This window comes from Cupriavidus pampae, from assembly GCF_914271485.1.
GTDB lineage: Bacteria > Pseudomonadota > Gammaproteobacteria > Burkholderiales > Burkholderiaceae > Cupriavidus > Cupriavidus pampae.
This window is the reverse complement of sequence record NZ_CAJZAG010000010.1, coordinates 224,308-248,661: the sequence shown is the minus strand read 5'-3', so window position 1 is coordinate 248,661 and position 24,354 is coordinate 224,308. Positions and strand designations below refer to the sequence as shown.

Genomic DNA, 24,354 nt, shown 5'->3' with positions numbered 1-24,354 from the left:
ACTGCCATGTCGAACGAGAGACTGGGGAGAGGATGCCGTGAGCCATATCGAATACCCGATTACCGCCAGGCTGAGTGCCATTGCGGCCATGCTGGGCGCCGCCATCGTGCTGGCTGCCTGCAGCACCGCACCTGGCATGCAGTTCAACGCCAAGGCGCCAGTGACCGCAGCCGGCCCCGACGCGATGCCCGATGTCACGCCAATCACGCTGGACCTGGTGCGCGAACAACGCGCCAAATCGAAACCCACCAACGACGGCGTGGAGGAACTGTATGCCAAGGCCGAGCCGTATCGCATCGGCGCGGGCGACATCATCTCGGTGGTCGTGTGGGATCACCCCGAACTGGTGTTTCCGACGCAGACCTACAGCATCGGCGCGGCGTTCGAAATCCCGACCTCGAGCGGCGGCTCGAACATGCCCGGCTACGTGGTGAGTCCGTCGGGCGATATCCAGTTTCCGTACGCGGGCGTGATGAAGGTGGCCGGCAAGACCGCCAACGAGGTGCGCGACGAAATGGCCCGCATCCTCTCGCGCGTGGTGCGCGACCCGCAGATGACGGTGCGCGTGCTGGGCTTCCGTAGCCAACGCGTCTACGTCGATGGCGAAGTCAAGACGCCGGGCATGCTGGCCATCGATGACGCGGCCATGACGCTGGTGGAAGCGCTCAACCGTGCCGGCGGCGTGCTCAACCTGACCGGTGATAACAGCCGCGTGCGCGTCACGCGCGGCGAGCGCAGCTGGTACGTCAACATTCCGGCACTGCTGGCCAAGGGAGTCGACCCGTCGCGCATCCTGCTGCGCTCGGGCGACATCGTGCGTGTGGAACAGCGCGAGGACAGCAAGATCTTCGTCACCGGCGAAGTGGTCAAGCCGTCTTCGCTGCTGATGCGCAATGGGCGCATGACACTGAACGAAGCGTTGGGCGATGCGGGCGGCGTCAACCCCTCGTCGGCCAACGCCGAGCAGATCTTCGTGATTCGCAGGACATCGGACGGCAATCCGAAGGTCTACCACCTCGACGGCACCACGCCGGTGGCATTGGCGATCGCGGAAAGCTTCGAGCTCGAACCGAAGGATGTCGTCTATGTGGACGCGCGTGACCTGGTGCGCTGGAGCCGCGTGATGACGCTGCTGATCCAGCCGGTAGTTGGTACGGCCAGCATCGCACGCCCGTGACAGGAACTTCGATGGACTGGATGACGGGGACAAACACCGTGCGCACGATCCTCGTGATATGCCTCGGCAACCGCTGCCGCAGTCCGATGGCGGCCGACCTGTTGCAGAACGCGTTGCCCGATTGCAACGTGATCTCGGCCGGGCTCGAGCCACCGCCGGACCTGCCGGCCGATCCGCGCGCGGTGCGCCTGCTGGCCACGCAGGGCCGCGACCTCAGCACGCACCGTACACGCGCCGTGGATGCATCGCTGATTGCCTGCGCCGACCTGGTGCTGGTGATGGACAGCGAGCAGCGCGAGCTGCTGGAGGACATGTTTCCGATTGCGCGCGGCAAGACGTATCGCCTGTGTGAAAAAGAACAGACCGATGTGCCGGATCCTTACGGCGGATCGCAAAGCATGTTTGTCATCGTACTTGGCTTGATCAAGCTGGGTGTCGAATCATGGTCGGCAAGAATCCAAGCCACAGAGCCGACCCATCACCACGGAGGGGCATGATGAGCAACGTTAGGAGTTTCCGGGATCGGGCACCCGAGACATGGGAAGAAGACGACAAGCCGATCGACATGACCTCCTACCTGGACGTGTTGATCCGCTACCGAATGACGTTCATCGTCGTTGCGGCGGCGATTCTCGGCATCGGTCTGCTCTATGCCTTTCTCGCCAGGCCGGTGTACCGCGCCGACATGCTGGTACAGGTGGAAGACACCAACGCAGGCAGCAACGCGGCCACCAAGCTGGTCGCCAACGTCTCACCGGTGTTCGACGTCAAGCCGGCCGCATCGGCCGAGATCGAACTGCTGCGCTCGCGCATGGTGGTCGGCAAGGCGGTGGATTCGCTGCGGCTGGATATCGAGGCCGCACCGAAGTACCTGCCGCTGATCGGCGCCGCCATCGCCAGCTATAACCGCGAACTGACGAAGCCGGGCCTGTTCGGCTTTGGCGGCTATGCCTGGGGCGGCGAGTCGATCAGCGTATCGCGTCTGGACGTGCCGGCCGAGATGGATGGCCGGCGCATGGTGGTGACCGCGCTCGGTGACAGGAAGTACCGGCTCAGCTTCGCCAGCAGCGACCAGACCGCCGAAGGCACACTGGGCGAACCGCTGATGGTGGCCTTGCCCAGCGGCGACGTCACGATCCAGATCGAGCGGCTCGATGGTCAGCCCGGCGCCCAGTTCGTGGTGCGCCATGTGGCCCGCGCCACCGCGATCACGCAGTTGCAGGACCAGTTGATGATCGGCGAGCGCGGCAAGCAAAGCGGCGTGATCGGCGTGGCGCTGGAAGGCTACGCGGCCGGCAAGACCGCGGCCATCCTCAACGAGATCGGCAATGAATACGTGGAGCAGAACGTGCGCCGCAAGGCGGCCGAGGCCGAGAAATCGGTGGCCTTCCTCGAGACTCAGTTGCCGCAACTCAAGAAGCAGGTGGAATCCGCCGAGAGCCAGTACAACGCGATGCGCAACCAGCGCGGCACGATCGACCTCAGCGAGGAATCGAAGCTGATGCTGGCCCAGTCGGTACAAATCCAGACCAAGCTGCAGGAGCTGCGTCAGAAGCGGCAGGAACTGATCGCGCGCTTCACCGGCAATCACCCGACCATCGAGATCCTCGACAACCAGATCGCCGGCCTGACCGGTCAGCTCAATGGCGTGAGCGGCAAGATCCAGCGTCTGCCCGAAGTCGAGCAGAACGTGCTGCGCCTGATGCGCGACGTCAAGGTCAATACCGAGCTCTACCAGTCGCTGCTCAACGACGTACAGCAACTGCGGCTGGTCAAGGCCAGCAAGGTCGGTACGGCGCGCCTGGTCGATCCCGCCGAGGTGCCGCTCAAGCCCGTGCGTCCCAATCGCGCGCTGATCGCCGGCACGTCGGCGGCGCTGGCGATCCTCGCGGCGTTGCTGGTTGTAGCATTGCGGCGCATGCTCGACGGTGGCGTGACGGATGCTGACGAGATCGAATCGCAATGCGGCATGACGGTCTATGCCACCATCCCGATGAGCCCGCAGCAGGCGCGCCTCGCACGCGTCAAGGCGGCCCCGAACGACGTGCTGGCGTTGCAGCAGCCCGACGATCCGGCAATCGAGAGCCTGCGCAGTTTCCGCACCGCGCTGCAGTTCGCGCTGCTCAACGCGCCGGACAACCATGTGGTGGTGTTCACCGGGCCGGCGCCCGACGCGGGCAAGTCGTTCCTCTCGGCCAACTTCGCGGTGGTCGCCGCCGCCTCAGGCCGCAAGGTCATGCTGGTCGATGGCGACCTGCGGCGAGGCGAGCTCAACAGCCGCTTCCATGCGACGCGCAAGCCGGGCCTGACCGAGCTGCTGACCACCGGCGCGCACCTCGACGAGGTAATCCAGCAAAACGTAGCACCGAACGTCGACTTCATCTCCACCGGCGCGGTGCCGCCGCTCGCGGCGGACCTGCTGCAGAGCCCGGGCATGGACCGACTGCTGGCCACGCTGCGCGGTCGCTACGACCTCGTGCTGATCGACACGCCGCCGGTGCTGGCCGCGTCGGACGCCAGCATCCTGGCGCCCAAGGCCGGTGCGGTGTTCCTGGTGGCGCGCGCCGATGCCACCACGGCCAGCGAATTGACTGCGGCGCGGCGCCTGATCGAACAGGCCGGCGGCGAGATCAAGGGCGTGCTGTTCAACGGTCTCAAGGTGGAAGGACGTTGGTATCGCGCCCACTACCGCTTCGGCAAGTACCGCTACCTGAACCGCTACGGCAGCGAGCAGGCCAAGCGCGCGTAAAGCAAAAAGCGCCAATGAACAAGGGGCTGAGTCGCAAGACTCAGCCCCTTTGCCTTTTCTCGAGCGACTTCAGCCGATATATTCCACCAGCGCGACCGCACCGCCCCCCGGCGATTGATCGGTGCCGGCCCCGGCCACCAGCGTGAGCGTGCATTGCTCGCGCGTATTGCAGCGGAACACGGTGCGCTGATCGGTCTGCCCGCCGGCCGAGAACGTCTGCATACGCAGCGTCGCCAGCACCGTGGGCGTCTTCCCGCCGCTCTGGACCGTATAGACACCCGCCCCCGACGACGAGGCCGCACCGGGCGGCACATCGAGAATCACGCGCGTGACAATCGCATTCATCGGCAGCACCACGGTCTGCGCGCCATCGGCGGCCGATGGCAGTCTGCCGAATGCATTCTTGAACGACACTACCTTGGTCCTGACCGTGGCGGACGCCGACACATGCCAGCCAATCTCGGCATCGGCAAATACGCCGCCGCTGGAGTCGCCACGGCAGCCTTCCATCGTCACCACGCGGCGCCGGCCTAGCTGATTGCCTGCCTCCGAGAAACCGACGGCTTCGTCCGGATGCTTGTAGTTGAGGAAGTCGCAGTTTCGGTACACCGACCGGCCCTGCCCGGCCGGACCCTGGCCGGCGTTGTACTGATGCTTGCCCATGATCGCGCAGTTGTCGAACACGACCTGCGCGCCAGCGGTATTGCCCGGCGAGAACACAGCCCCGATCGTGCCGGCCGCGAAAGGCTGGTACGCCTGCGAGCCGAAGTCGCAATCCTTGAAGCCGATATTGCCTTGCTCCCACTCGCAGTAGATGACCGCCGCATTGCGCGACTTCTGCTCGACCCGCAACCCCTCCGCCTTGAACGAGCACACGCCAAGCGCATGGTTGTTGCCACGCAGGTTGAACAGGTAGGTTTGACTGGTGGGCTCGTAGCCACTGACGTCGGTATCGGTAATCTTCACATTGCCGCCACGCTGCATGTCGATCCAGTTGCTCGAGGACCAGTACTTGCAATGATCGAACCAGTAATTGAGGAACTGGTCGGAGGTGTTGTCCTTGCCCACGTACAGAAACGATTTCCACGTCCCGGCCCATGCGCAGCGCCAGAACTTCCATTCGCTGTTGCAGTTCTCGCCGGTCAGGTTTGCGCCGTAACGCCAGTTGCCTGTGAAGATGCAATCGTCGAAGGCATAGTCCTGCGCGCCGCCTGCGCTGACACTGTCGATCAGGTCGTTGTCGGGCGCCTTGCCGTGGAACTGCAGATTGCGAAAGCGTACGACCAGCGCCTTGTCCTGATTGCGGATCAATGCGCCTGCACCGCGCGGCTCATACAGGATCACCACCGACCCGGGTGGACCATCGCCTTCGATGACCAGGCCCTGCGTGCGCCCGGACAGCAGCGCGGAATCGAACAACGCGCCGGGCCGCGTCAGACGATACGTACCAGGCGGCAGCACGATGCGCTTGCCACCGATCAGGTTCGGATTCTCACCGAAGGCGGATTGGCGCACCTGCGTGGCCATGTTGCGCAATGCGCCGCTGAAGGCGCCATCCGATGGCGTACGCCCGCTCGGGTCCAGACCGGGAAACTCGGCCACCGATACCACGCGCTGACCCGGTCCCTCGTCCGCGGTGCGGGCCAGCACGCCACGCGGCGTGCCCGCTGCCGCCAGCGCGGCACCTGTGCCGCCGATCACGCCTAGCCTGGCAAGAAAACTTCTGCGAAGACTGCGCATGCCATGTCCTTATCGATAGGGTTCACTGCGTCAACAGGAATGACCAGAGCGCGGTGCAGTCGGCATCCGCGAGCTGGTATTGCGGCATGGCCTTGGCCAGCAGCACGCCGCCCACATCGACGCTGGTGGCCAGTGCGTTGCAGAAGCCGTTGCGATCGTAGGCGGTGGGCGGCCCGCCGCGGCGCGAGGTCAGCGTGAGCAGGAAATCCGCGGTCAATCGCGGGCCGAGCGGTTCGGCGCCGCGTGGCGCCGCATGACAGTTGATGCAGCGCACCGCGGCCACCGGCAGCAGGCGCGTTTCGCCGCGCATATGCGCGGCGACCGGCACCTCGCCCTGAAAGATCCTTTGCCCTTGCGCGGCGCCGACCGCCGCCTGAGCCTGTACCCACAGGCTGGCGGTGGCGAGCAGCCACGCCAGCCTGCGCACCTGCGCGCTTACGCGCATCAACGCACGCGCACGGTCGCCGCCACGCTGGGTACCCCGGCGGCGTTCATGGCGAACAGCATGTAGTAGCCAGGCACCGCGACGCCCGGATCGGCCGGAATCTGCAGCTGGTACTCGCCCGAGGTACCGACCGTGAAGTTCAGCGGCACGCGGCGTTGCTCGTTGTTGACCGAATGCGTCACCGAGGACAGCCGTACCAGTGAGAACGACTGCATCCCGGCAGTGGCATTGACCACGATGGTGGTGCCGAGATAAGCGTCAGCCGGCGCCGCCGTGATGGTCGGCCGCGTGGCCGCGGTGCCGTCGGCCTTGAGCAGGTACGGCGGCGTCAGGATCTCGACGTTCGGATGGTTGGTCGTGCAACTGCCGCACAGGCCGCCGCCGCCGCTCAGCACACGGCCGTCTGGCAACAGCAACGCCACGCTGTGGTAGGTGCGCGGCGTGACCATCGAGGCCAGGCGCGAGAACTTCTCGGTGGCCGGATCCCACAGCTCGGCGACCAGCACCGCGCCATCGTCGCTGAAGGTCACCGGCCATGCCTGTCCGCCGACCACCACGATCTGCCCGTTGGGCAACACCACGCTGTTGTGGAACGCGCGTGCATACGACATCGAGGCGACCTTGCGCACCACCGGGGTGGTGGTGCGGATGTCGATCACATGCGCATTCGCGGTGGCATTGGAGTTCTCGTAGTCGGGTGCGCCGCCCACGGTGAAGATCCTCCCGATGTCGTACAGCACCGCATTGCCATTCATCGCATCGCCATCGGCGGCGCGCGTTCCGGCTGACGTCACGCCACCAGCACCGGTGGTATCCATCCAGTTCATCTGCTTGCTCGGACCGGCATGGAACACGCGGCCGTTGGACACCGCGAACAGCCAGGCGTGATTGTCGGAACGATAGATGCCACCCGCATCGCCGGTCAGGATGTAGTCGTCCCAGATCGCGCTGTTGAGCTGCCATCCGGTGGTCGGCTGCCAGGTCTCGCCATCCTTGTCGCCGATATTGCCGCTCCACGATCCACCCACGGTGAACACGCCGCCATTGCTGAGCGTGACGGCACCCTGATAGCCGCGCCCGCGGACCATATTGGCCCCTGCGGTCCAGGCGTTGGTGGTGGGGTTGTAGATGCTGGTCTTGCTGTCACTGCTGCCGCCATTGACCAGGATCCTGCCGTCCGGGAGGTTGGCGGTGCCCGGGCAGAACATGTCGTGCTGGGTGTTGGTCACCAGCTTCTCGGTGGATGTGCCGTTGGCCGGGTTGAAGATCGCGGTGTAGGTCTGTCCGCTATTGCCGCCAAAGTTGAAGCGATCGTATGCCGACCAGACCAGAATGCGTCCGTTGGGCAGATTCGCCGCCGCCGCCGGTACCAGCGGGAGCGTGACGGGTGCGGACCACTTCGACGGCAGCACCGTGGCCTGCTGGACGGTGATGGTCCAGGTCTGTATGACGGCGCCGTTGCAGGTCTTCTGCACCACCGCCTGACCGTCGGCCGCGGAGCCGGGCGCCAGGCACTTGCCGCTGTGCGCGGCCACGATGGCATAGCCACCGTTCTGCGCCTTTAGCGTGTAGCGCTGGTTGGTCGTGCCGCTGCACGTCCACTGCAGCGCAGGCGCGTTGTTCGCCGTGCTCGCGTACTGGATATCCAGGCACTTGCCGCTATGCGACGGCGCAATCTGATACTGGCTCCCGAAGGGGGTCAGTATCCATTGCTGGTTGGCATCGCCATGGCAGGTCCAGATGATCGCCGGCGCATCGTTGGTGGTCACGCCACCCGAGATATCGAGGCAGAGATTCGTGCCGCTCAGCTTGATAGGGGCCGGCGCCGACTGCGCGTGCGCGGGTGCGCCCCACAGCAGCAGCAGCAGGCACGCGCCGATCCACTTCGGTAGCCATACGAGGGGCAACCAGTTGCGGGAGTGAGAATTCATGATGGTTCCCCTGTAGTGAACCCATATGGACGTCATGGTGTCTTGGCTTTAGGTATTGGCCAGGTGATCGAGGACACTGACAACGTCCCCTGGCTCGGGAAGCGACGGACTGCGCCAGCACAGCTGCGCCGCCGCGTTGAAGAAGTAGACCTGGGTGGAATGTCGATCGAGATTGGCGTCCGGTGGTCGGCCCGCCAGCACACTTCGCAAGTCGCGCGCGTCATCGACCGGAATTACGCCGGCCCATGACGGACCGGCATTCATCTGGCGCAGCCACTGCTGCATCGACTTCGGGGTATCGCCAAGGGGATCGATGCTCAGCGAGAGCAGGCGTTTGGTTCGCCGCCCGCCGTTGCTTGCGAGGCCTTCCTGCACGGCCGCGAACATCGCGCCCTGCAGCGGACATATCGAACTGCAGCCGGTGAACATGGTCTGCACCGCGGTCGCCTTGCCACGCAGCAACTCTGGCAAACGGCGACGCTGGCCGTTGACATCGAGCACCCACACATCGGGCGCGGCTACCAGCGGGTCCACCGGCCCCGTCCCAAGATGCGCCGCGAGGTCGCGTGAGGCGACGGCAAGGGCACTGACGGAAATGCTGCGCAGCCAAGCACGGCGGGTCCAGCTCATCGATACGCTCCAGCCTTGAATCATCGGTGCATGCAGCACCGACCATCGCGTCATCTTGCGAGCCGGATGGTGCGTCATCCGTGCGCTGGCGCACAAAACCTGCATGTGGGGTGATGCCGCTCTGTCAACATCCTGTTAGGTGGTCAAACAGACCGATTCCGGCGAACCATCGTTCTCATAGTTGGCATAACGAGTCCAATAACACGTAGAGCCCAGGGAGCAAACGTGAATCCACAACACGCACCAGAAACGCCGCACGCGCATCGCATTGCCGTCATCATCGCCACCAAGGGACGTCGGGACGCCATCCCGCATGTGCTGCGGCTGCTCGAGGCGCAGACACGAAGACCGGACCTCGTGGTGGTTTCGGCCAGCACAACGGAGGATGTGGACACCACGTTGTCCACCACGTTACCGACCGAGTATCTGTTCGGCCCTGCCGGGCTGCCCGCGCAGCGCAATCGCGGCCTGGAGCGGGTGCTGCCGGTGACCGACATCGTGGTGTTCCTCGACGACGACTTTGTGCCCGCGCCGGACTGGCTGGCGCGCTGCGTGGAGGGCTTCGACGCACGTCCCAATGCGGTTGGCGTGACCGGCGCGGTGATCCACGACGGCGCCAGTAGCCAAAGCGATGCACTGGACTGGGATCAGGCCGCCGCCCTGCTAGCCGACGATGCCGCGCATGCGCCAGCTGGCGGGCTGGTGCCGGTCAGCAAGCTCTATGGCTGCAACATGGCATATCGCTGCGCCGCGATCGGCGAGCTACGCTTTGACGAGCGGCTGGTGTTGTATGGCTGGCTCGAGGACATGGATTTTTCGCGTGCCGTGGGGCACCGGGGCCAGCTCCTCGCCGTGCACGCCGCGCGTGGGGTGCACCTCGGGCTACGCTCGGGCGGTCGCACCTCCGGCAAACGCCTTGGCTTCTCGCAGATCGTCAACGTGTGGTACCTGCATGAGAAAGGCGCGTTGTCCGCGCGCGAAGCGTTCGCGAATACCCTGCGCGCGCTGCTGGCCAACAGCGGCAAGTCTTTCTTTCCGGAAGCGCATATCGACCGACGCGGGCGTCTCGCGGGCAACCTGCTGGGCCTGCGCGAACTGATGTCCGGACACTGCCGGCCCGAGCGTAGCGCCGAGCTCTGACAAAAGCGCGGCGCTACAGGCAACGCCGGCCTTCTAGCCGGCGTTTTCCGTTTCAGCTCTTCTGCTTGGCCACCGGACCGCGCGCGGTCTGCGCCACCGCGCGCACCGGGCGCGGTGGCCGCACGTTGCCGCGCGATGGCTCCCGCACCACACGCGCTGGCGTCTCCTGCGCCCGCGCCACCCGCACAGGTGCCTGCTGCACGCGCAACACATGCGCCAGCAGTTGTTCGGCAAAGGCCTCGCGGCTCGCCACGAGGAACAGCGAGTGATCGAGCATGGGCAGGAGCCGCACACTGATATCCGGCATGGCCGCGATCGCCTCCATCTGCCTGCCGAAACCCAGCCGCGCTTCGCGCAGGCCTACATCGCTGCTGCCATAGATGAAATCCGTGCGCACGCCGCGTCGATTCAGCTCGCGCACCGCGCCGCAGGCGAAATCGGACACCGCACTCTCGCTGCTGCCCTGCGTGCTCGCCGCGGTGCCCGCCTCGCGTGCGCGATGGCGGAGCCGGCGCAGGGTGGCGCTCACGATCCGCGCGATATCGAGCTGGCCGCTCAGCAGACGACGCCAGTTTTCCCACTTGCAGGCGGCGGCCAGATACACGCGTGCCGAGCGGAGATCGTCCGAGGCTTCGGCCTCGTCGGCGGCGTCCCAGCGAAATTTGACCAGGTTGGCCAGCACGAGTCCGGTCACAGCGGGGTTGGCCAGCGCCGCATGGAGGCTGAGGAAGGACCCCGAGCAGACACCGGCCAGCACGATGCGCCTATAACCCCGCGCGCGCATGCCATCGATGGCGATGCTGACGTCGTGTCGGGCCGTACGCGAATAGATGGCCGTCAGATTCATCGTGCGCGCGGCGCCCGCGCTGTCACCGAGCTGCGAGACATCGAGACGCAACGCGGCCACGCCATGGCGCGCCAGACGCCGCGATAGCTCCACGAAGATGCGGCCATCGCCAACATGATGATTGCCACCGGTATTGGGAAAGATCACCACGGTGTTGGCATTGGATTGCTCAGGCGTGCACAGCATGCCAAACAGGCGTCCATTGCCAAGCTGGACCGGCTGCTCGATCGCGCCGTCAACGCTCAATGTGCCTACCGGCGGCAACGGTGCCGCGGCGGCAAACACCTTGGCCCGCGAGACATCCTTCATCCAATCGACCACCGATACCCACGCGCGCGTCGGTACCTCGGCGAACTCGGCCGATCGCATCATCAGTGGGTACTCGCCAAACCCATCCAGCTTCACCTGCGCGCCCAATGCACGAAATTGGCCGGCAAGCGCCGGTGCGGGCGACATCTGCTCCGGTCCGGGGTCGAGCATCAGGACGCGCGGCGCGGGTGCCGCGGTGAGTGTGTCGAGCCGCAGCGCCTGAATCGCGGCGACCGTCGCGGCAGGCAGGCGGAAGCTGAGCACATCCATATCGCCGGCAGGCGTCGCGGGCGGCTGCAGTTCGGGGATGGCGCTGTTGCGCCAGCCCGCATGGAGCGCACGCATTTCGCGCAGATAGGCGCGGCCATAGGCGACCGGAGCCAGCATGACAAGACCCGATGCGCGCGTGCGCTCCGCAGCCAGGGCGGCGAGACACGCGCCCATGCGCAGCCCGCACAGCACCACGTTCTCCACCGCGCCGTGCTGGCGCAGCAGTGCGGCGCCAGCCGCGATATCGACCACCGCGCGGGCGATCAGGTCGGGTTCGGCAGAGGTACCGGCCGAATCGCCGGTACCGTAGTAATCGAAGCGCAGGACCGGCACGCCCGCCGCGGCCAGTTGATCGGCCAGATGGCGCCACGCGCGGTGTGCCCACATCGCTTCATGGCCCAGTGGCGCGCACAACACCACGCCGGTGTCCCGCAACGCGGAAGTGTCCCCCTTGCCGGTGTGCAGCCATCCTGCACAGCCGTCGAATATGACCCGTTGCATCGGCTCTCCTGGTGCGGCCGCTGAGCAGCCGCCGGCGATGCGCACACGAGGTCTGTACGCAGAAATGGGTACGCTCGCCGGTTTATGGTGTCAGTGGCTGCCTTCCTCTTCGGCGGCGGCATGGCCGATACGCCTGGGTTCGGCCGGGCCGGCGAGCGGCATGCCGAGATACGGATTCATGGTGCCGAACGCGGCGCGATTGCTGCGCTTGGCCGTCACGCCGTTCAGAATCCCGCCCAGCAACCGCGCATCGGCGCGCGCCAGGCGCCTGAGCGTTTCTTCGGCCTGTGAAGGCAACGTCGACTCCGCACGCAGCACCAGCAGCGTGGAGCCGGCAAGGTTGGCGACCAGCATGGCGTCAGCCACGGCCAGCACCGGCGTGGTATCGATCATCACGAGGTCGAAGCGTCCCGCGCAGGTATCGAGGCACTCGGCAAACGACGGGTGCATCAGCAGTTCCGACGGATTGACCGGCGGCACGCCGGCCGAGAGCACCGACAGGCCACTGACGATGGTCGGACGTACCGCCTCCGACAGCTCCGCATGACCGGCCAGTACCTCGGCCAGACCCGGTTCGGGATACTGGTCGAACCAGCTCGCCACACGTCCGCGACGCAGATCCGCATCGATCAGCAGCACACGCTTGCCCGCCTCGGCAAACAGCACGGCCAGATTCACCGACACAAAGGTCTTGCCCGCGCCCGCGGTGGGGCTGGTCACTGCCATCACGTTGGCGCGTGCCGGCCGCGGACTGCCGGCAGCCGCCAGCATGGTGAAGTGCAGCGCGGCCCGCACGTTACGCAGCCCCTCCACCGCCATCGAATGCGGCGCGTTGCGTGCCAGCAGGAAGTGGTCATGCAGCGCCATGCCCGGCAGCGCATCGAGGTCCTCGTCCTCGTCGTACAGCAGCGCATCGACGAGATCGCGCCCGGGCGGCGGCGAGGCCAGATGCCCAAGGCGCAGCGCTTCGGCGTTCCACTGTTGCGTGCGCGAGGCCAGCATGCGCTCCAGTTCCACCTGCTCGCGGCTGTAGCAGATATCGCCGAGCATCGGCAGCCCGAGACTGGCCTCCGCATCGCCCACGTTGGCAACCACTGGCTTCACGCGCTGGCGGAACGAGACCATGCCCATTGCCAGGCAGACGCCCAGCAAGGCACCCCCTGCGGTCAGGGGGCCGGTACCCATGCCAAGCGGCGCCGCGGGCATCAGCGCGGCATCGACCACGCGGATCGGCAACGCGCGGTCCAGATTCGCCAGCGACAGTTGTTCGAGCCGGTTGCGCAAGCCGAGATACGTATCTTCGGCCACCTTGACGTCGCGCGTGAGCGCCACCGACTTGCGCTCGTTGACCGAAAGATTTTGCAGCTTGGCATCCATGTCGCGCCGTTCACGCGTCAACTGCTGGATCTGGTTGTCGACGGTCTTCACCTCGTTGGATTCCTCGGTGAAGCGCTGCAGCTGCTTGGTACGCTCGAGCTTCAACAGCGCAATCTGGCGCTGGTAATCCATGCTGCCGTTGAGGTAGGACTGCGCGTCCTGGCTTGGCTGGATCGAACCCTCCTTGGCGCGGTAGCGCGTCAGCGCCGCTTCGGCGCGTTCGAGCTCGTCCCGCACGCGCGGCAATTCACCGGTCAGGTACGCCATGGCGGCGGCCCCTTCCTGACGGCGCAGTCCGGCCTGTTCGCCGATATACGACTCCGCGATGCCATTGACGAGCGGTGCCACCGCGGTGCGGCTGGGGGTCTCCCACGCGATGCGGATCGTGCTCGAATCGCTGCCGTCGCTGTCGATGCGAAGGTCGCGCGCAATCGTATCGATGGTCTGCGCCGTGTCGTGGCGCGTCACCGTGAAGCGTGTGCCGGGATGCGCATCGATGCGCGCCACCTGGAACGTCACGCCACCGGCCTGTACCCGCTCGCCCACACTGCCTTCCAGCAGCGGCTTGCCATCGAGCCACATGCGATACGTATTGGTGGGCAGCACCTCTAGCACCATCGGCACATTGAGCATGGCGTCGGGCACGTCGAACGCGCGCACCTCGAGCTGCTCGCCGCCCCATGCGTAGCCCAGCCGTTCGGGCCACGGTCCGCTGAGCCGACCGGGCTCGGCAAGATGCGCGGCCACGCCGCCGATCAGCGGCGCGCGCACCGGTTCGACCGAGACATCGAGCCGCATGCGCTCGACCACTGGCCCCACCACCGAGCGGCTGCGCAGCATGCCCGCGTCGAATGGCGCGGTGCGCTTGGCGGCATCGGTGTCAACCTCGTTCTGGCGGATCTGGATCAGCGTGTGCGCGCGATAGACATAGGGACGCGAGATGGCGGCCACGCCGGCAATCACCGCGCCGAGCAAACCCGCCGCGACGATCCAGCCCGCATGATCCATCCACGCTCGCACGTGCATGCCGCGCCTGCGCGCTATCCCCCCCGGGGCCGGCATGGCGCCGGCAGATGACATGGTATTCACGTAATGCTCCCCCTGGCGTGCCGCGCCAGCCCTCCCTACGGGCCATGCAACTGGGCGGTGGTGCCTATTTGCGTCCGTAGTTATCTTCGAATCTCACGATGTCGTCTTCTTCGAGGTACGCGCCTGACTGCACCTCGATGATTTCAAGCGGCGTCTTGCCCGGATTCTCGAGACGATGCAGCGTGCCGATCGGAATGTAGGTGGACTGGTTTTCCGACAGGATGCTGACCGTATCGCCGCACGTCACGCGCGCGGTGCCACGCACCACCACCCAGTGCTCGGCGCGGTGATAGTGCATCTGCAGCGACAGGCTCGCGCCCGGATCGACGACGATCCGCTTCACCTGGAAGCGCTCGCCATGGTCGATCGAGTCATAGCAGCCCCACGGCCGCTGCACCTTGCGGTGGTTGACCACTTCGGCGCCGTGCTCGATGCGCAGGCGCTGCACCACGTTCTTGACGTCCTGCACGTGATGCTTGTCGACCACCAGTACCGCGTCCGCGGTTTCCACCACCACCACGTCCTGTACGCCAACGCAGGCGATCAGGCGTCCTTCCGAATGCGCAAGGCATGATGTGGCACCATCGAACAGCACGCGGCCGCGGAACGCATTGCCGGCGTTGTCCTTGGCGGCGATATCCCAGATGGCGGCCCATGAGCCCACGTCGGACCAGCCCGCATCGAGCGGCACCAGCATGCCGGTGATGCCGGGCAGTGCGTCCAGCTTCTCCATCACGGCATAGTCGATCGAATCGGAGGGGCAGCCATCGAAGGCCTCGCGCTCGAGCTGCAGCACATCTCCTGACACCGTGCTCGCGCCCTCGCCCTGGCACGCGGCACGGCACTGTCGATACATGTCGGGCTGCAGTTTGCTGACGGCTTCCAGCCAGACCGATGCGAGCACCACGAACACGCCACAGTTCCACCAGTATTCGCCGGAGTCGACATAGTGCTGCGCGAGCTCCAGGTGTGGCTTTTCGACGAAGCGGTCGATCACGAAGCCGCCCGGCGGTACCGCCGCGCCGGCGTGGATATAACCGAAGCCGGTCTCGGGTGCGGTGGGCCGCGCGCCGAGCGTGACGATGGCACCTCGCTCGGCGTGCTGCACCGCTATGGCGATGGCATTGCGGAACGCCTCGGTATCGGTCACGCAATGGTCGGCCGGCGTGGCCACCAGCACCGCGTCACCATGCTCGCCTGCGGCAACCAGCGCCTGCAGCGCGGCCACCGTGAGCGCCGGCGCGGTATTGCGGCCGCACGGCTCCGATACCACGCGCGCACGCTTGCCCTGCCGCTTGAGCATATCGACCACCATGAAGCGATGTTCCTCGCCGCACACGACGATCGGCGGCGCATCGAGCCCCGCAGGCCGGCCGGTGCGCGCCGCTACGCCTTCCAGGCGCAGCGCGGTGGCTTCCAGCAACGTATCTTCGGCCACCAGGTTCAGCAGTTGCTTGGGATGTTTCTCGCGCGACAGCGGCCACAACCGCGTGCCCGACCCGCCGGCCAGGATGACCGGCTGCAGCACCGCGCGCAGGGGCGTGGCCATCACCGCGCGATCGACCGATGCCTGCACGTCCACTTGCGTCGCCGCCTGCACCACGGCTTGTACCGCAAGCTTCGGCCCGATCCTGTCCTGACTGCGATTTCTCATGATGTCTCCTGCGCGCACGCAGAAATGGGTACCCAAGCAACCCCGCCCCGAATGCGGGGGAGATGCAGCCCAGTGTAGGAACGTGCATGGCGGACTACTGTTCGATTCCGCACACGCCCTCCTGTGCCACGTACGCCCCGCGTTGCCGCCGCGCGGTGCGGTGCAATCCGTTGGACAGCGAACAGATGCGCGCGCGCGCAGGTGCTGCAATCCGATGCACTCAACACGACAGCCGCTGACTCGAACGTTGCGGAGAGACAAGAATGGAGCAAGCCATCGACACGGTACTGGAGCCCGCGGGTATCGACCCGCGAGAGAACACGCCACGCCCCGGCAACCTCCATGGCGATGACGCCATCTGGCAGGAGACCAACTGCTATATGGACCTGTGGATCGAACTGCTGTATCGCTGGGGCCTCGACCCACGTGCGGCGCTTGCATTCACCGTCATGCAGGATTTCGAAGGCGATCACTTCACCTTCTTCAAGTACCCGGCGGCCGACCTCGAGCAGATCTACGGCACCGTGGTGCAGGAGATGGCGATCTACGACACGCTCGAGGCGCATATCGCCGAGCAGGTCGGGCGTGGGCACACCGTGTTGGTCGAGGTCGACAGCTTCTATCTGCCAGACACGCGCGCCACCGCCTATCGCCGCAGCCATGTGAAGACCACCATCGCCATCGAGCGCATCGATCCGCTCGCGCAGCGGCTCTCCTACTTTCACAATCTTGGTCGCTATACGGTCGATGGTGAGGACTATCGCGGCCTGCTGCGACTGGAGCCCGCGCTGCGCGACAACACGCTGCTCCTGTTTCCGTACGTCGAATGCGTCAAGCGCGTGCGGCCACCGCTGGCCGGGCGCGCGCTTTCCAATGCGGCGGCGGAACAGATGCGCTGGCATCTTGGCCGGCTGCCCGAGGTCAATCCGGTCACCCGCTGGCGCGAGGTATTCGACGACCACGTGAGCGCGATTCTGGCGCGCGGCGATGCCTACTTCCACCACTATGGCTTCAATCTGCCGCGCCAGCTCGGCGCCAACTTCGAGATGCTCGCGCATGGCGTGACGTGGCTCGGGGAACACGGCTACCGCGTGCCGGCATCGATCCTCACCTACGCGGCGTCGATCGCCACCGAATGCAAGGTGCTGCAGTTTCGTCTGGCTCGCGCCGTCGCGCGGGGACGTGCCGATGCGTGCGGCGAATGCCTGGACACGCTCGAGAGCGCTTATACGCATGTCACTCAGGGGCTGCTGCAATCGTTCGGTTGCGCCGACCTCGTACGGGAGTAAGGCGCCGCGCGGGCGGAAGTGTCGCAGCGCGTAGCCGCGGCACCTTCGCCCCACGCCACATCACGCATGCACGCCAGCCAGCGCTGGCAGCAGCCGGTCGTACTCGCGCTTGACCAGCTTGTAGCACTCGCAGGAATGGCGCTCGAGCCCGCAGCGGTCCAGCACGGTGATATGCCCGCGGCTATGGTGGATCAGGCCCAGGTCTTCCAGCTTGCCGGCAGCCTCGGTCACACCCTCGCGGCGCACACCCAGCATGTTGGCAATCACCTGCTGCGTGATGACCAGCTCATTGGAACTCATGCGGTCGATCGCCAGCAGCAGCCAGCGGCACAACTGCTTGTTGAGCGAGTGGTGGCGGTTGCAGGCAGCGGTCTGAGCGATCTGCGTAAGCACGGCCTGCACGTAGAGCAGCGTCACGCGCTGCAGCGTGGGCAAGTGGGCCAGCTCTGCGCGCAGCACACGTGCCGGAATGCGATACGCAAAGCCGGGGCTGCGCACCTCGACGCGGCTTGGCATGGTGTCGCCGCCGGTTACCACCGGAATGCCCACCAGCCCTTCGTTCCCCACCGCGGAGAATTCCACCGTGGCGCCATCCTCGAGCAACGAGAGCAGCGACACCACCGAAGTGGTCGGGAAATAGACGTGCACGATGCGCTGGCCCGAATCGGTCAGCAGTTCGCCGGCACGCAGGCGTACCAGTTCGAAGTGTCGCGAGAGGGCTTCCCACTCGTAGCGGGGCAGCGCGTTAAGCAAATGATTGACATGCAGGTCCGACCGATGCGTGATCATTTTTCCTTCTCCCATTGACCCTGGGAAAAGCGATATCGGCACGTCCGCAAGACCTGCAAGACGTGTGACCCGATTCCGCCGCTCCACCGTGTCTCGATGACTGACGAAATGCCCGGCAACCTCGCGGCTGCCACCCGTGCTTCCTGTCCCAAATTTCCCGATTTGTTGGCTCGGTTTATTTGTTATTGCTGTGTCTGTATTAAGTGTCATGCCGCACAGAACCGACAGTAGGCAGACGGATAGGTCGGACGATCATGCTTTGGTAGGTGTATGGAGATAAATGGCGGAGACGGCGCGCGCCCGGTACATCCTCGTGGAGGATGGGCGCGGGTGTCAGGAGAGCGGTGTGAGGGTCGTCCCGCCAATGCCGGCGTGGCTTGGCGGGAGAGGTGGAGAAGGTTGAGATCAGCCTTGGTAGAACACCGGCGTTTGCGCGTTCAGCGCACTGATCTCGCCCGAAGGGATGACGGGTGCGCCGCCTGCCGAGGCGGCATCATGCTTCAGGCGGACACGACGCGACTCACCGGGACCGAGGTGGAACCAATCCTGCTCCGGCACCATCGCGTGATCATCCACATGCACCCAGCGTGCAAAGCGCCGCGTACCGATTGTGAGCCACCACTCTCCGTCCTCTTGCGTGACGGTGGCATGCAGACCCGGATCGCGCAGAGCGGACGCGCGTCGATCGGGGAGGTAGACCGATTGGCTGACTGGCGCGCCGGCAACATCGCGTAGCGTGGCCACCACCACGTCGTGCGCGGGCGGCCCGAAGCGATACGCGTAGGTGAAATCGAAGAAATGATCGAGCAGCGCCGCGGCCGCCAGATGGCGCGTCTCCCGCGGTGCCAGCGTGACATCGAGCGAAGCCTGGGCCGCGATCGCCTCGCCGTCGCGCAGGCAGCGCAGCGACAGGCGTACCTGTTTCGGTGAGTCGGCCTCGTTGATCAGGTGGATATGCAACCCATTGAGCCCCTCATCCGTCAGGATGACCTGCAACGGCTGCCACACCTGACGCAATGCATGCCAGGCCGACTTGGGCCGCGCCTGGGCATCGACGATGCCCCAGCCGGGTCCGGGCAATAGATCCTGCAACTGCCACACCAATCCGCCCGCGCAGGAGGATCCCGCACGACGCCATTCACCAAACACCTCGGTCATCAGTTCGGCCACCACCGCGCGCGACAGCATGAGGTAGCGCGCGGGCTGCTCGTAGCGCAGGCGCGGCGGATCGACGTCGTAGAGCGCGCGCAGGTAGTAGTCGCGGATATCCTCGAAGTCCCACGCCGCACCGGCATCGCGCGGCACGCGTGCTTTCCAGCGCGGATCGTGCAGCGGCTGGGTCAGACCGGCCTCGGCTAGCGTCCGTGTGCACGGCACGTTAGCGAACGCCAGGCACTCGGAGGCAAAGCGCACACCGGCGAGACGGGCATCCGACAGCGGACGTTGGTAGGCCCCCACGCCGTAGTAATGCGTCACGCCGGTATCGGGCTGGAATGGCCACGCGCCATCGCTCGGGGAGTTGCGCACATAGACCAGATCGGGGCGGTGCTCGGCCACCAGAGCGGGAATCAGCGTATCGAACAGCGGCTGGCGCCAGTCATTGCGCGAGGCGCCCATCATCGCGGCCTGCTGCTCGGCTTCGCTGCCGCCGCACAGCACCGCGAGGCTGGCATGCGCGCGCGTCGAGCCAAGCCACTGTGCCACCTCGCGCGCGGCATCGTCCATCAGCGCGGGGCTTGCGTCGGCCGCGCTGCCGTAGTCGAAGTTGGCGAACATGAAGTCCTGCCAGACCATCAGACCCAACGCGTCGCAATGGCGATAGAACGCCTCGCCCGGATAGCACGTCACGCCGCTCACGCGCACCATGTTCGCCCCGGCGTCGCGTGCCAGCCGCAGCCAGCGCGCGACCGCCTCGTCGGTATCGGCAAGACCCGGCAGATCATGGCTCGACACGCATGCGCCGCGGCAGAACACACGTTGGCCATTGACGCGCAGCGTGAACGCGCCACCTTCGCGGTCCGCTGCAATGGTGCGAAAACCCACCTGCCCGCAGACCAGCACATCGCCACCGAGACTCGCCTCGACGCCGTACAGTGCCGGTGCGCCGTGGGTATGCGGCCACCAGCGCTGCACCGCGGGCACACGCAATTCGCCGGCCAGCAGATTGGGCGCCACCCGGCGCAGCTCGCCATGCCAGATGGCATGGTCGGGCCCGGTAATGGCAATGGCGCCGTGCTCGGGCGTCAGGCCCGCGATATGCAGGCGCACCTCGACGATGCCATCTTCCCCATCGAGGCGGCTCGACAGTTCCGCGCGCACGCCTTGCGTGGGCTCGGTGCCAACCGGATCGAGCAGTTCGATATCGCGCCACGGTCCCACCGCGTGCACGGGCGGACACCAGCCCGGCATATGGCCGAGCAACGTGGTACGTACCGTACGCAGCGTGGGCGGCACGATCATGCGCGGCTTCCACCGCACCGGACCGCGCTGGCCACGCAGCCACGGATGCAGCGCGCGAAAGCAGATCAGCAGTTTGTTGTCGGCGCCGGCCAGTTCCACCTCGACCTGATGCGCGGCGAACATATGGTGCGTGGTCAACACCTTCACACCATTGAGCCAGACCTCGGCGATCGTCGCCAGCCCGTTGAAGCGCAGCAGGCGGCGGCCATGGCCGGAGAACTGGAGCCGATACCAGTAGTCATGCCGATGCAGCGGTGGCGGCGCCGTCTCGTCCCAGCGGTGCGCGGCGCGCAGGGCGCCGGCGACGGTGCCCGGCACCTGCGCCGGCAGCCAGTGCCCACTCTCGGACAATTCATCGGGATGGGCCGCCGCATTGGCAAACGTCTCGAGGAAGGTCCAGTCGCCTTCGAGCCGCGCGGGCCCGACCGACACGCCGGGCTGCAACTGGGGCAACAGGGCAAGCAGAGGGTCGCGCGCAGTCATGAGACAGTCTCCCCGAAGTACGAGGCCAGCGCCGGCACGGTGCCTCGATAGGCCAGTTCGAGCTGCTCGAGGCAGTCCTCGCAGCTGTCCGGCTTGTGGCTGATCACGGCGCGCATCAGGCGGAACTGCATGACCATCGCCTCCGACGCCATCGTGTAGCACGCTTCGGCCACCGTATCGGGCAGCGTCTGGCCATTCATGACGAGCCAGCGCAGATAGCGGCCGAGCAATTCGAAACTCGCGCCGAGCTGGCGCAACACGCTCGCGGCATAGATCTGAAAGTTGGGCTCGCCGCACGACATCAACTGTTCGAGGTGCGCGGGAAACGCGGCGCGGAACGCCTCGATCGGATTCGCGCTCGGGCGCCGGCCCAGATGACCACGCAGCAGGTCGAGCGAAACGCGTACCAGTTCGTCCGAGTTCTGCGCGGCAAAGCGCCGTCGCACCACCTCGGCGTGCGGGAATGTCGGCACACCCCATACGGTCTCGTTGCCGGGCATGCGGAAGATCGATACGTAGTCATCGCCGCTGGCCGTGTGGTAGCCGTCATTGTGGTAGTAGCCCACGGCGGTGGCCTCGGGCACGAGCACATCGATTGCAATGCACGAGCGCGCATGCTGGCGGCGATAGATCCCGGGCGGCGGCGGCAACTGATAATTGTCGACTTCGAGCAGCACCGCGTTGCCGCGGCTGGTCTGCGCGGCGACGTGTGCCTCGAGCGATCCATAGGTCGACAGCTCGTCCTGCACGATGCCGTATAGACGCTCGAGGTCGGCCGACGGAATATTCGACGGCGTGAACTGGTCGCCTTCGAAGTCGAGCGTGACAGTGAATGGCAAGGCCGCGATGGGCTCGAAGTTCCATCCGTGCAATAGCTCGACCCACAGGTCGATATGGCGATTGACGTGCGACCACACGGGGTTGCCCCCGTGCAGTGCGCGCGCCCCACCGCGTATGCGAAGCTTGCCGTCGCCGTGCATTCAAACGCCTCCGAGCGTTTCCCGTACCGGTTGCGGCCAGCGGGAAGGATCGAGCCCATGGTGGCGCAGCAGCGCCAGCGCCAGACGTTCGATGCCAAAGCCCACGCAGCCGGTATGCGCCACGCCGCCATCGCTGAGGCCGATGTGCCAGAGCGCGCCGAAGTGGTCCATGTGGTAGTTGAAGCTCATGCACGCGGTGGGCCCCGCACCGTCGTTGACAGGGATCAGCAGTTCGAACTTGAGCTTCTGCTCGCGCTGGCTGTCCGCCACGATCTTGCCGCCGCGGCCGAAGAACGGATCGTTGGCCACATCGAGTTCCACCGGCAGCTGCAGCGCGCGGCCGAACGCCAGGCCGCGCTCCATCCAGCGCTCGCGAAACGCGACGATCTGCTCCGGCGTGCCAAGGCAGACGTACTCGCGCATGCGGAACAGCTGCATGCGGGTGGGCTCCAGCGATGGCTCATGGCGATAGCAGTACGACAACACGTCCACCACCTTGCCGTCGACGGGCAGCGGTCCGCGCCTGGCCACCACCGGATAGACCGGATAGCACGCGGCCGGCGTCAGCACGACACCCGTCGGCGCCTGTTGGTCGGTCCAGTCCTCCCTGTCCTCGAGCCGCGCCAGCAACCGATGGTGACCGCGGTCGTCGCCGCAGAAACTATGCACAGTGCCGGCCAGTTGCGGAAAGCTCTTGAGGTACTCGCTGGTCTCGAAGTCCTGCTGACCCATGGCCGGCGGGAAGCGCAGCAATTCCGCGTGCTGGTCCGCGCCGAGCCGCGTGACCGCCGCGTTCAGACCGTCGGCGATGGCTTCGAACACCGCGCTGCGGCCGTACAGGCCCGGCACGCCGGACTCGATCAGCAGGCCCGCCTCCAGCAGTCGGTCGAGGAAGGTGGTCTGCGGCGCGTCGCCCGCGCCACCGACCGGCACCGCGTCTGTCAGTGCTTGTACATCCATCTCTGTCTCCGTCAGGAACGATCCGCCAGCAGCAGGTTGGCCGTATTGGCCTGGATGCGATCGTTGTTGATCATCAACGGGGCCGACCACAGGTCGCGCAGGTGACGGCCCAGGCTGAACGGCGTGCCATGCTTGTAGCCCGCCATGCCGCAGACCATCATGGCCTGCTGGACGGCCTGCAACGCGAGCGTGGATAACGAGGTCTTGAGTCCATTCATCTCGGCCGCCAGCGCAAACGCTGCCGACACGGACCCACCATCGGCGCGATGCCGCGCCTGTTGATGTGCCAGCGCCATATCGAGCCGCGCTTCCATCAACTGCAGCATGCCGACCGCTTCGGCCACGCGCGCGCCCGACGGGGGCAGCGAACCCGGATGCGCGCGCGCCTGGCCCTGGAAGAACGTCTTGGCCCGCGATACGGCATCGCTGGCCACGCCGAGCCACAGTGCGCCCCACACGATGTGCGAGACCGGCGTCATGGTGCCGTCGGCAATCTCGTGGAATGACACCGGCATGATCTGCGCGACGTCGCCGGTGGCTTCCAGCCGGAAGCCGTTGCTGCAGGTGCCGCGCATGCCGAGCGTGTCCCACGTATTGAGGCTCTGCAGCGTGTAATCGCTTTTCATCACGCACACCAGCACCTGGTCCGACGGGGCGGCATCGGCATGGCGACGCGCGGTCACCAGAATGCCGTCCGCATGGGCGCCGTAGGAGATCGTCGGCGCCATCTTCAGCAAATGGAAACGGCCGCCATCGGCGCTGACCGCGCAACCACTGGTCCGTAGCGCCCCGCCGATGGCTTCCTCCGACGTCGCCGAAGCCAGCAACAGCTGGTCGTCGGCCACGCGCGTCAGCAGTCCGTCGTGCCAGGCGCTGCCGCCACCATGCTCGACCACGCAGGCCACCTGAATCTGGTGCATCGCGTAGATCATGCCGGTCGCCGCGCAGGCTTCGCCGAGGATGCGGCAGATCGTCGTGACCATGGCCAGCGACGCGCCGGCACCGCCGAGCGCCACGGGCACCATGGCGCCCAGCAGCCTCTGCTCGCGCAAGGCCGCAAAAGCTTCCTCGGGAAAGCGGGCCTCGCGGTCCACCGCATCCGCATGCTCTGCCGCCACGGCCGCCGCGGCGTGCGCCGCCGCAAGCAGGGAGTCTTCGGCAGCGCTGACATCGCCCGGGTTCGCGTGCGCTAACGCGATACGGGCAACGGACCTCACGCCGCCTCCTGCTGCTGGCGAATCGTCGATACCGCGCCGGCCAGCGAGTCGATGCTGCGGAACAGCTGGCGTGTCAGCATGCGGTCGGGAATCTCGATCTCGAACGCGTTCTCGAGGGCGAGCATCACATGAACCGTAGCGAGCGACGAGAGACCCGCCGCGTAGAGGTCGTCGCTATCGGCCAGCGAGGCCGGCGGCACGTCGAGCCGTGCGACATCGCCAAGAATTTTGCGGATCGTTGCCTTCATTGAGTTCCCCTGCTGATGGTCTGCGCGCTGCGGCGTCGGTGGCGGCGGCATCGTGCCGCCGCGCGTGTC

General features: G+C 66.1%; 18 protein-coding genes. 5 read left to right on the top strand and 13 right to left on the bottom strand.

The window, feature by feature from the left end:
- The first annotated feature begins 88 nt into the window (after positions 1–88).
- Genes LDO41_RS25120 through LDO41_RS25110 form a run of 3 tightly spaced genes read left to right on the top strand, consistent with a single transcriptional unit; the run spans position 89 to position 3,926 of the window.
- Entirely contained in the window at positions 89–1,177 is a 1,089-nt protein-coding gene (locus LDO41_RS25120) for a polysaccharide biosynthesis/export family protein (protein WP_223993444.1), read from the top strand.
- A gap of 11 nt (positions 1,178–1,188) precedes the next feature.
- Positions 1,189–1,674, top strand: coding sequence for a low molecular weight protein-tyrosine-phosphatase (locus LDO41_RS25115; RefSeq protein ID WP_223993243.1), 486 nt, complete (start codon positions 1,189–1,191; stop codon positions 1,672–1,674).
- Entirely contained in the window at positions 1,674–3,926 is a 2,253-nt protein-coding gene (locus tag LDO41_RS25110) for a polysaccharide biosynthesis tyrosine autokinase (RefSeq protein ID WP_223993442.1), read from the top strand. The genes LDO41_RS25115 and LDO41_RS25110 overlap by 1 nt, the downstream gene beginning before the upstream one ends.
- A 69-nt stretch (positions 3,927–3,995) precedes the next feature.
- Here LDO41_RS25110 and LDO41_RS25105 read toward each other — a convergent pair whose 3' ends face one another.
- Genes LDO41_RS25105 through LDO41_RS25090 form a run of 4 tightly spaced genes read right to left on the bottom strand, consistent with a single transcriptional unit; the run spans position 3,996 to position 8,672 of the window.
- Complete coding sequence (locus LDO41_RS25105; RefSeq protein ID WP_223993241.1) at positions 3,996–5,666, bottom strand: hypothetical protein; 1,671 nt, start codon at positions 5,664–5,666, stop codon at positions 3,996–3,998.
- A 22-nt stretch (positions 5,667–5,688) separates the two neighbouring features.
- Positions 5,689–6,111, bottom strand: coding sequence for a hypothetical protein (locus tag LDO41_RS25100; RefSeq protein WP_223993239.1), 423 nt, complete (start codon positions 6,109–6,111; stop codon positions 5,689–5,691).
- Positions 6,111–8,042 carry an RICIN domain-containing protein gene (locus LDO41_RS25095; RefSeq protein WP_223993238.1) on the bottom strand — a complete coding sequence of 644 codons (1,932 nt, stop codon included), beginning with the start codon at positions 8,040–8,042 and terminating at the stop codon, positions 6,111–6,113. Before LDO41_RS25095 ends, LDO41_RS25100 begins: the two co-directional genes overlap by 1 nt.
- Before the next feature lie 48 nt (positions 8,043–8,090).
- Entirely contained in the window at positions 8,091–8,672 is a 582-nt protein-coding gene (locus tag LDO41_RS25090; RefSeq protein ID WP_223993237.1) for an SCO family protein, read from the bottom strand.
- Between the two features lie 225 nt (positions 8,673–8,897).
- Here LDO41_RS25090 and LDO41_RS25085 point away from each other — a divergent pair, with 225 nt between their 5' ends.
- Positions 8,898–9,812: a glycosyltransferase family 2 protein gene (locus LDO41_RS25085; protein WP_223993236.1), complete on the top strand. Its 915-nt coding sequence runs from the start codon at positions 8,898–8,900 to the stop codon at positions 9,810–9,812.
- Between the two features lie 52 nt (positions 9,813–9,864).
- Here the strand turns inward: LDO41_RS25085 and LDO41_RS25080 are convergent, their stop codons facing one another.
- The 3 genes from LDO41_RS25080 to LDO41_RS25070 all read right to left on the bottom strand — a co-directional run bounded on the left by LDO41_RS25080 (position 9,865) and on the right by LDO41_RS25070 (position 15,754).
- Entirely contained in the window at positions 9,865–11,739 is a 1,875-nt protein-coding gene (locus LDO41_RS25080; protein ID WP_223993230.1) for a serine aminopeptidase domain-containing protein, read from the bottom strand.
- A 90-nt stretch (positions 11,740–11,829) separates the two neighbouring features.
- Positions 11,830–14,196, bottom strand: a complete 2,367-nt coding sequence (locus tag LDO41_RS25075; protein ID WP_223993229.1) for a polysaccharide biosynthesis tyrosine autokinase — start codon at positions 14,194–14,196, stop codon at positions 11,830–11,832.
- Positions 14,197–14,269: 73 nt separating this feature from the next.
- A complete protein-coding gene (locus LDO41_RS25070) occupies positions 14,270–15,754 on the bottom strand; it encodes a mannose-1-phosphate guanylyltransferase/mannose-6-phosphate isomerase (protein WP_223993439.1) in 1,485 nt (494 codons plus the stop codon).
- Between the two features lie 368 nt (positions 15,755–16,122).
- Between LDO41_RS25070 and LDO41_RS25065 the strand changes: the two genes are divergently transcribed.
- The gene (locus tag LDO41_RS25065; RefSeq protein WP_223993221.1) at positions 16,123–17,148 is read left to right on the top strand and encodes a DUF1839 family protein; all 1,026 of its coding nucleotides are present in this window, start codon (positions 16,123–16,125) and stop codon (positions 17,146–17,148) included.
- Positions 17,149–17,208: 60 nt separating this feature from the next.
- On the opposite strand, the gene LDO41_RS25060 is transcribed toward LDO41_RS25065, so the two are convergent.
- The 6 genes from LDO41_RS25060 to LDO41_RS25035 form a co-directional block, all read right to left on the bottom strand.
- On the bottom strand, positions 17,209–17,937 hold the full coding sequence (locus LDO41_RS25060; RefSeq protein ID WP_223993219.1) for a Crp/Fnr family transcriptional regulator: 729 nt from the start codon (positions 17,935–17,937) through the stop codon (positions 17,209–17,211).
- Positions 17,938–18,342: 405 nt separating this feature from the next.
- Entirely contained in the window at positions 18,343–20,880 is a 2,538-nt protein-coding gene (locus LDO41_RS25055; protein ID WP_223993217.1) for a glycoside hydrolase family 2 protein, read from the bottom strand.
- Positions 20,877–21,860, bottom strand: coding sequence for a DUF1839 family protein (locus LDO41_RS25050; RefSeq protein WP_223993215.1), 984 nt, complete (start codon positions 21,858–21,860; stop codon positions 20,877–20,879). Before LDO41_RS25050 ends, LDO41_RS25055 begins: the two co-directional genes overlap by 4 nt.
- Positions 21,861–22,820: an amino acid--[acyl-carrier-protein] ligase gene (locus tag LDO41_RS25045; RefSeq protein ID WP_223993213.1), complete on the bottom strand. Its 960-nt coding sequence runs from the start codon at positions 22,818–22,820 to the stop codon at positions 21,861–21,863. It abuts the gene before it with no gap.
- Positions 22,821–22,831: 11 nt separating this feature from the next.
- Positions 22,832–24,019 carry an acyl-CoA dehydrogenase family protein gene (locus LDO41_RS25040; protein ID WP_377743189.1) on the bottom strand — a complete coding sequence of 396 codons (1,188 nt, stop codon included), beginning with the start codon at positions 24,017–24,019 and terminating at the stop codon, positions 22,832–22,834.
- A 14-nt stretch (positions 24,020–24,033) separates the two neighbouring features.
- On the bottom strand, positions 24,034–24,285 hold the full coding sequence (locus tag LDO41_RS25035; protein ID WP_223993209.1) for an acyl carrier protein: 252 nt from the start codon (positions 24,283–24,285) through the stop codon (positions 24,034–24,036).
- Positions 24,286–24,354 lie beyond the last annotated feature (69 nt).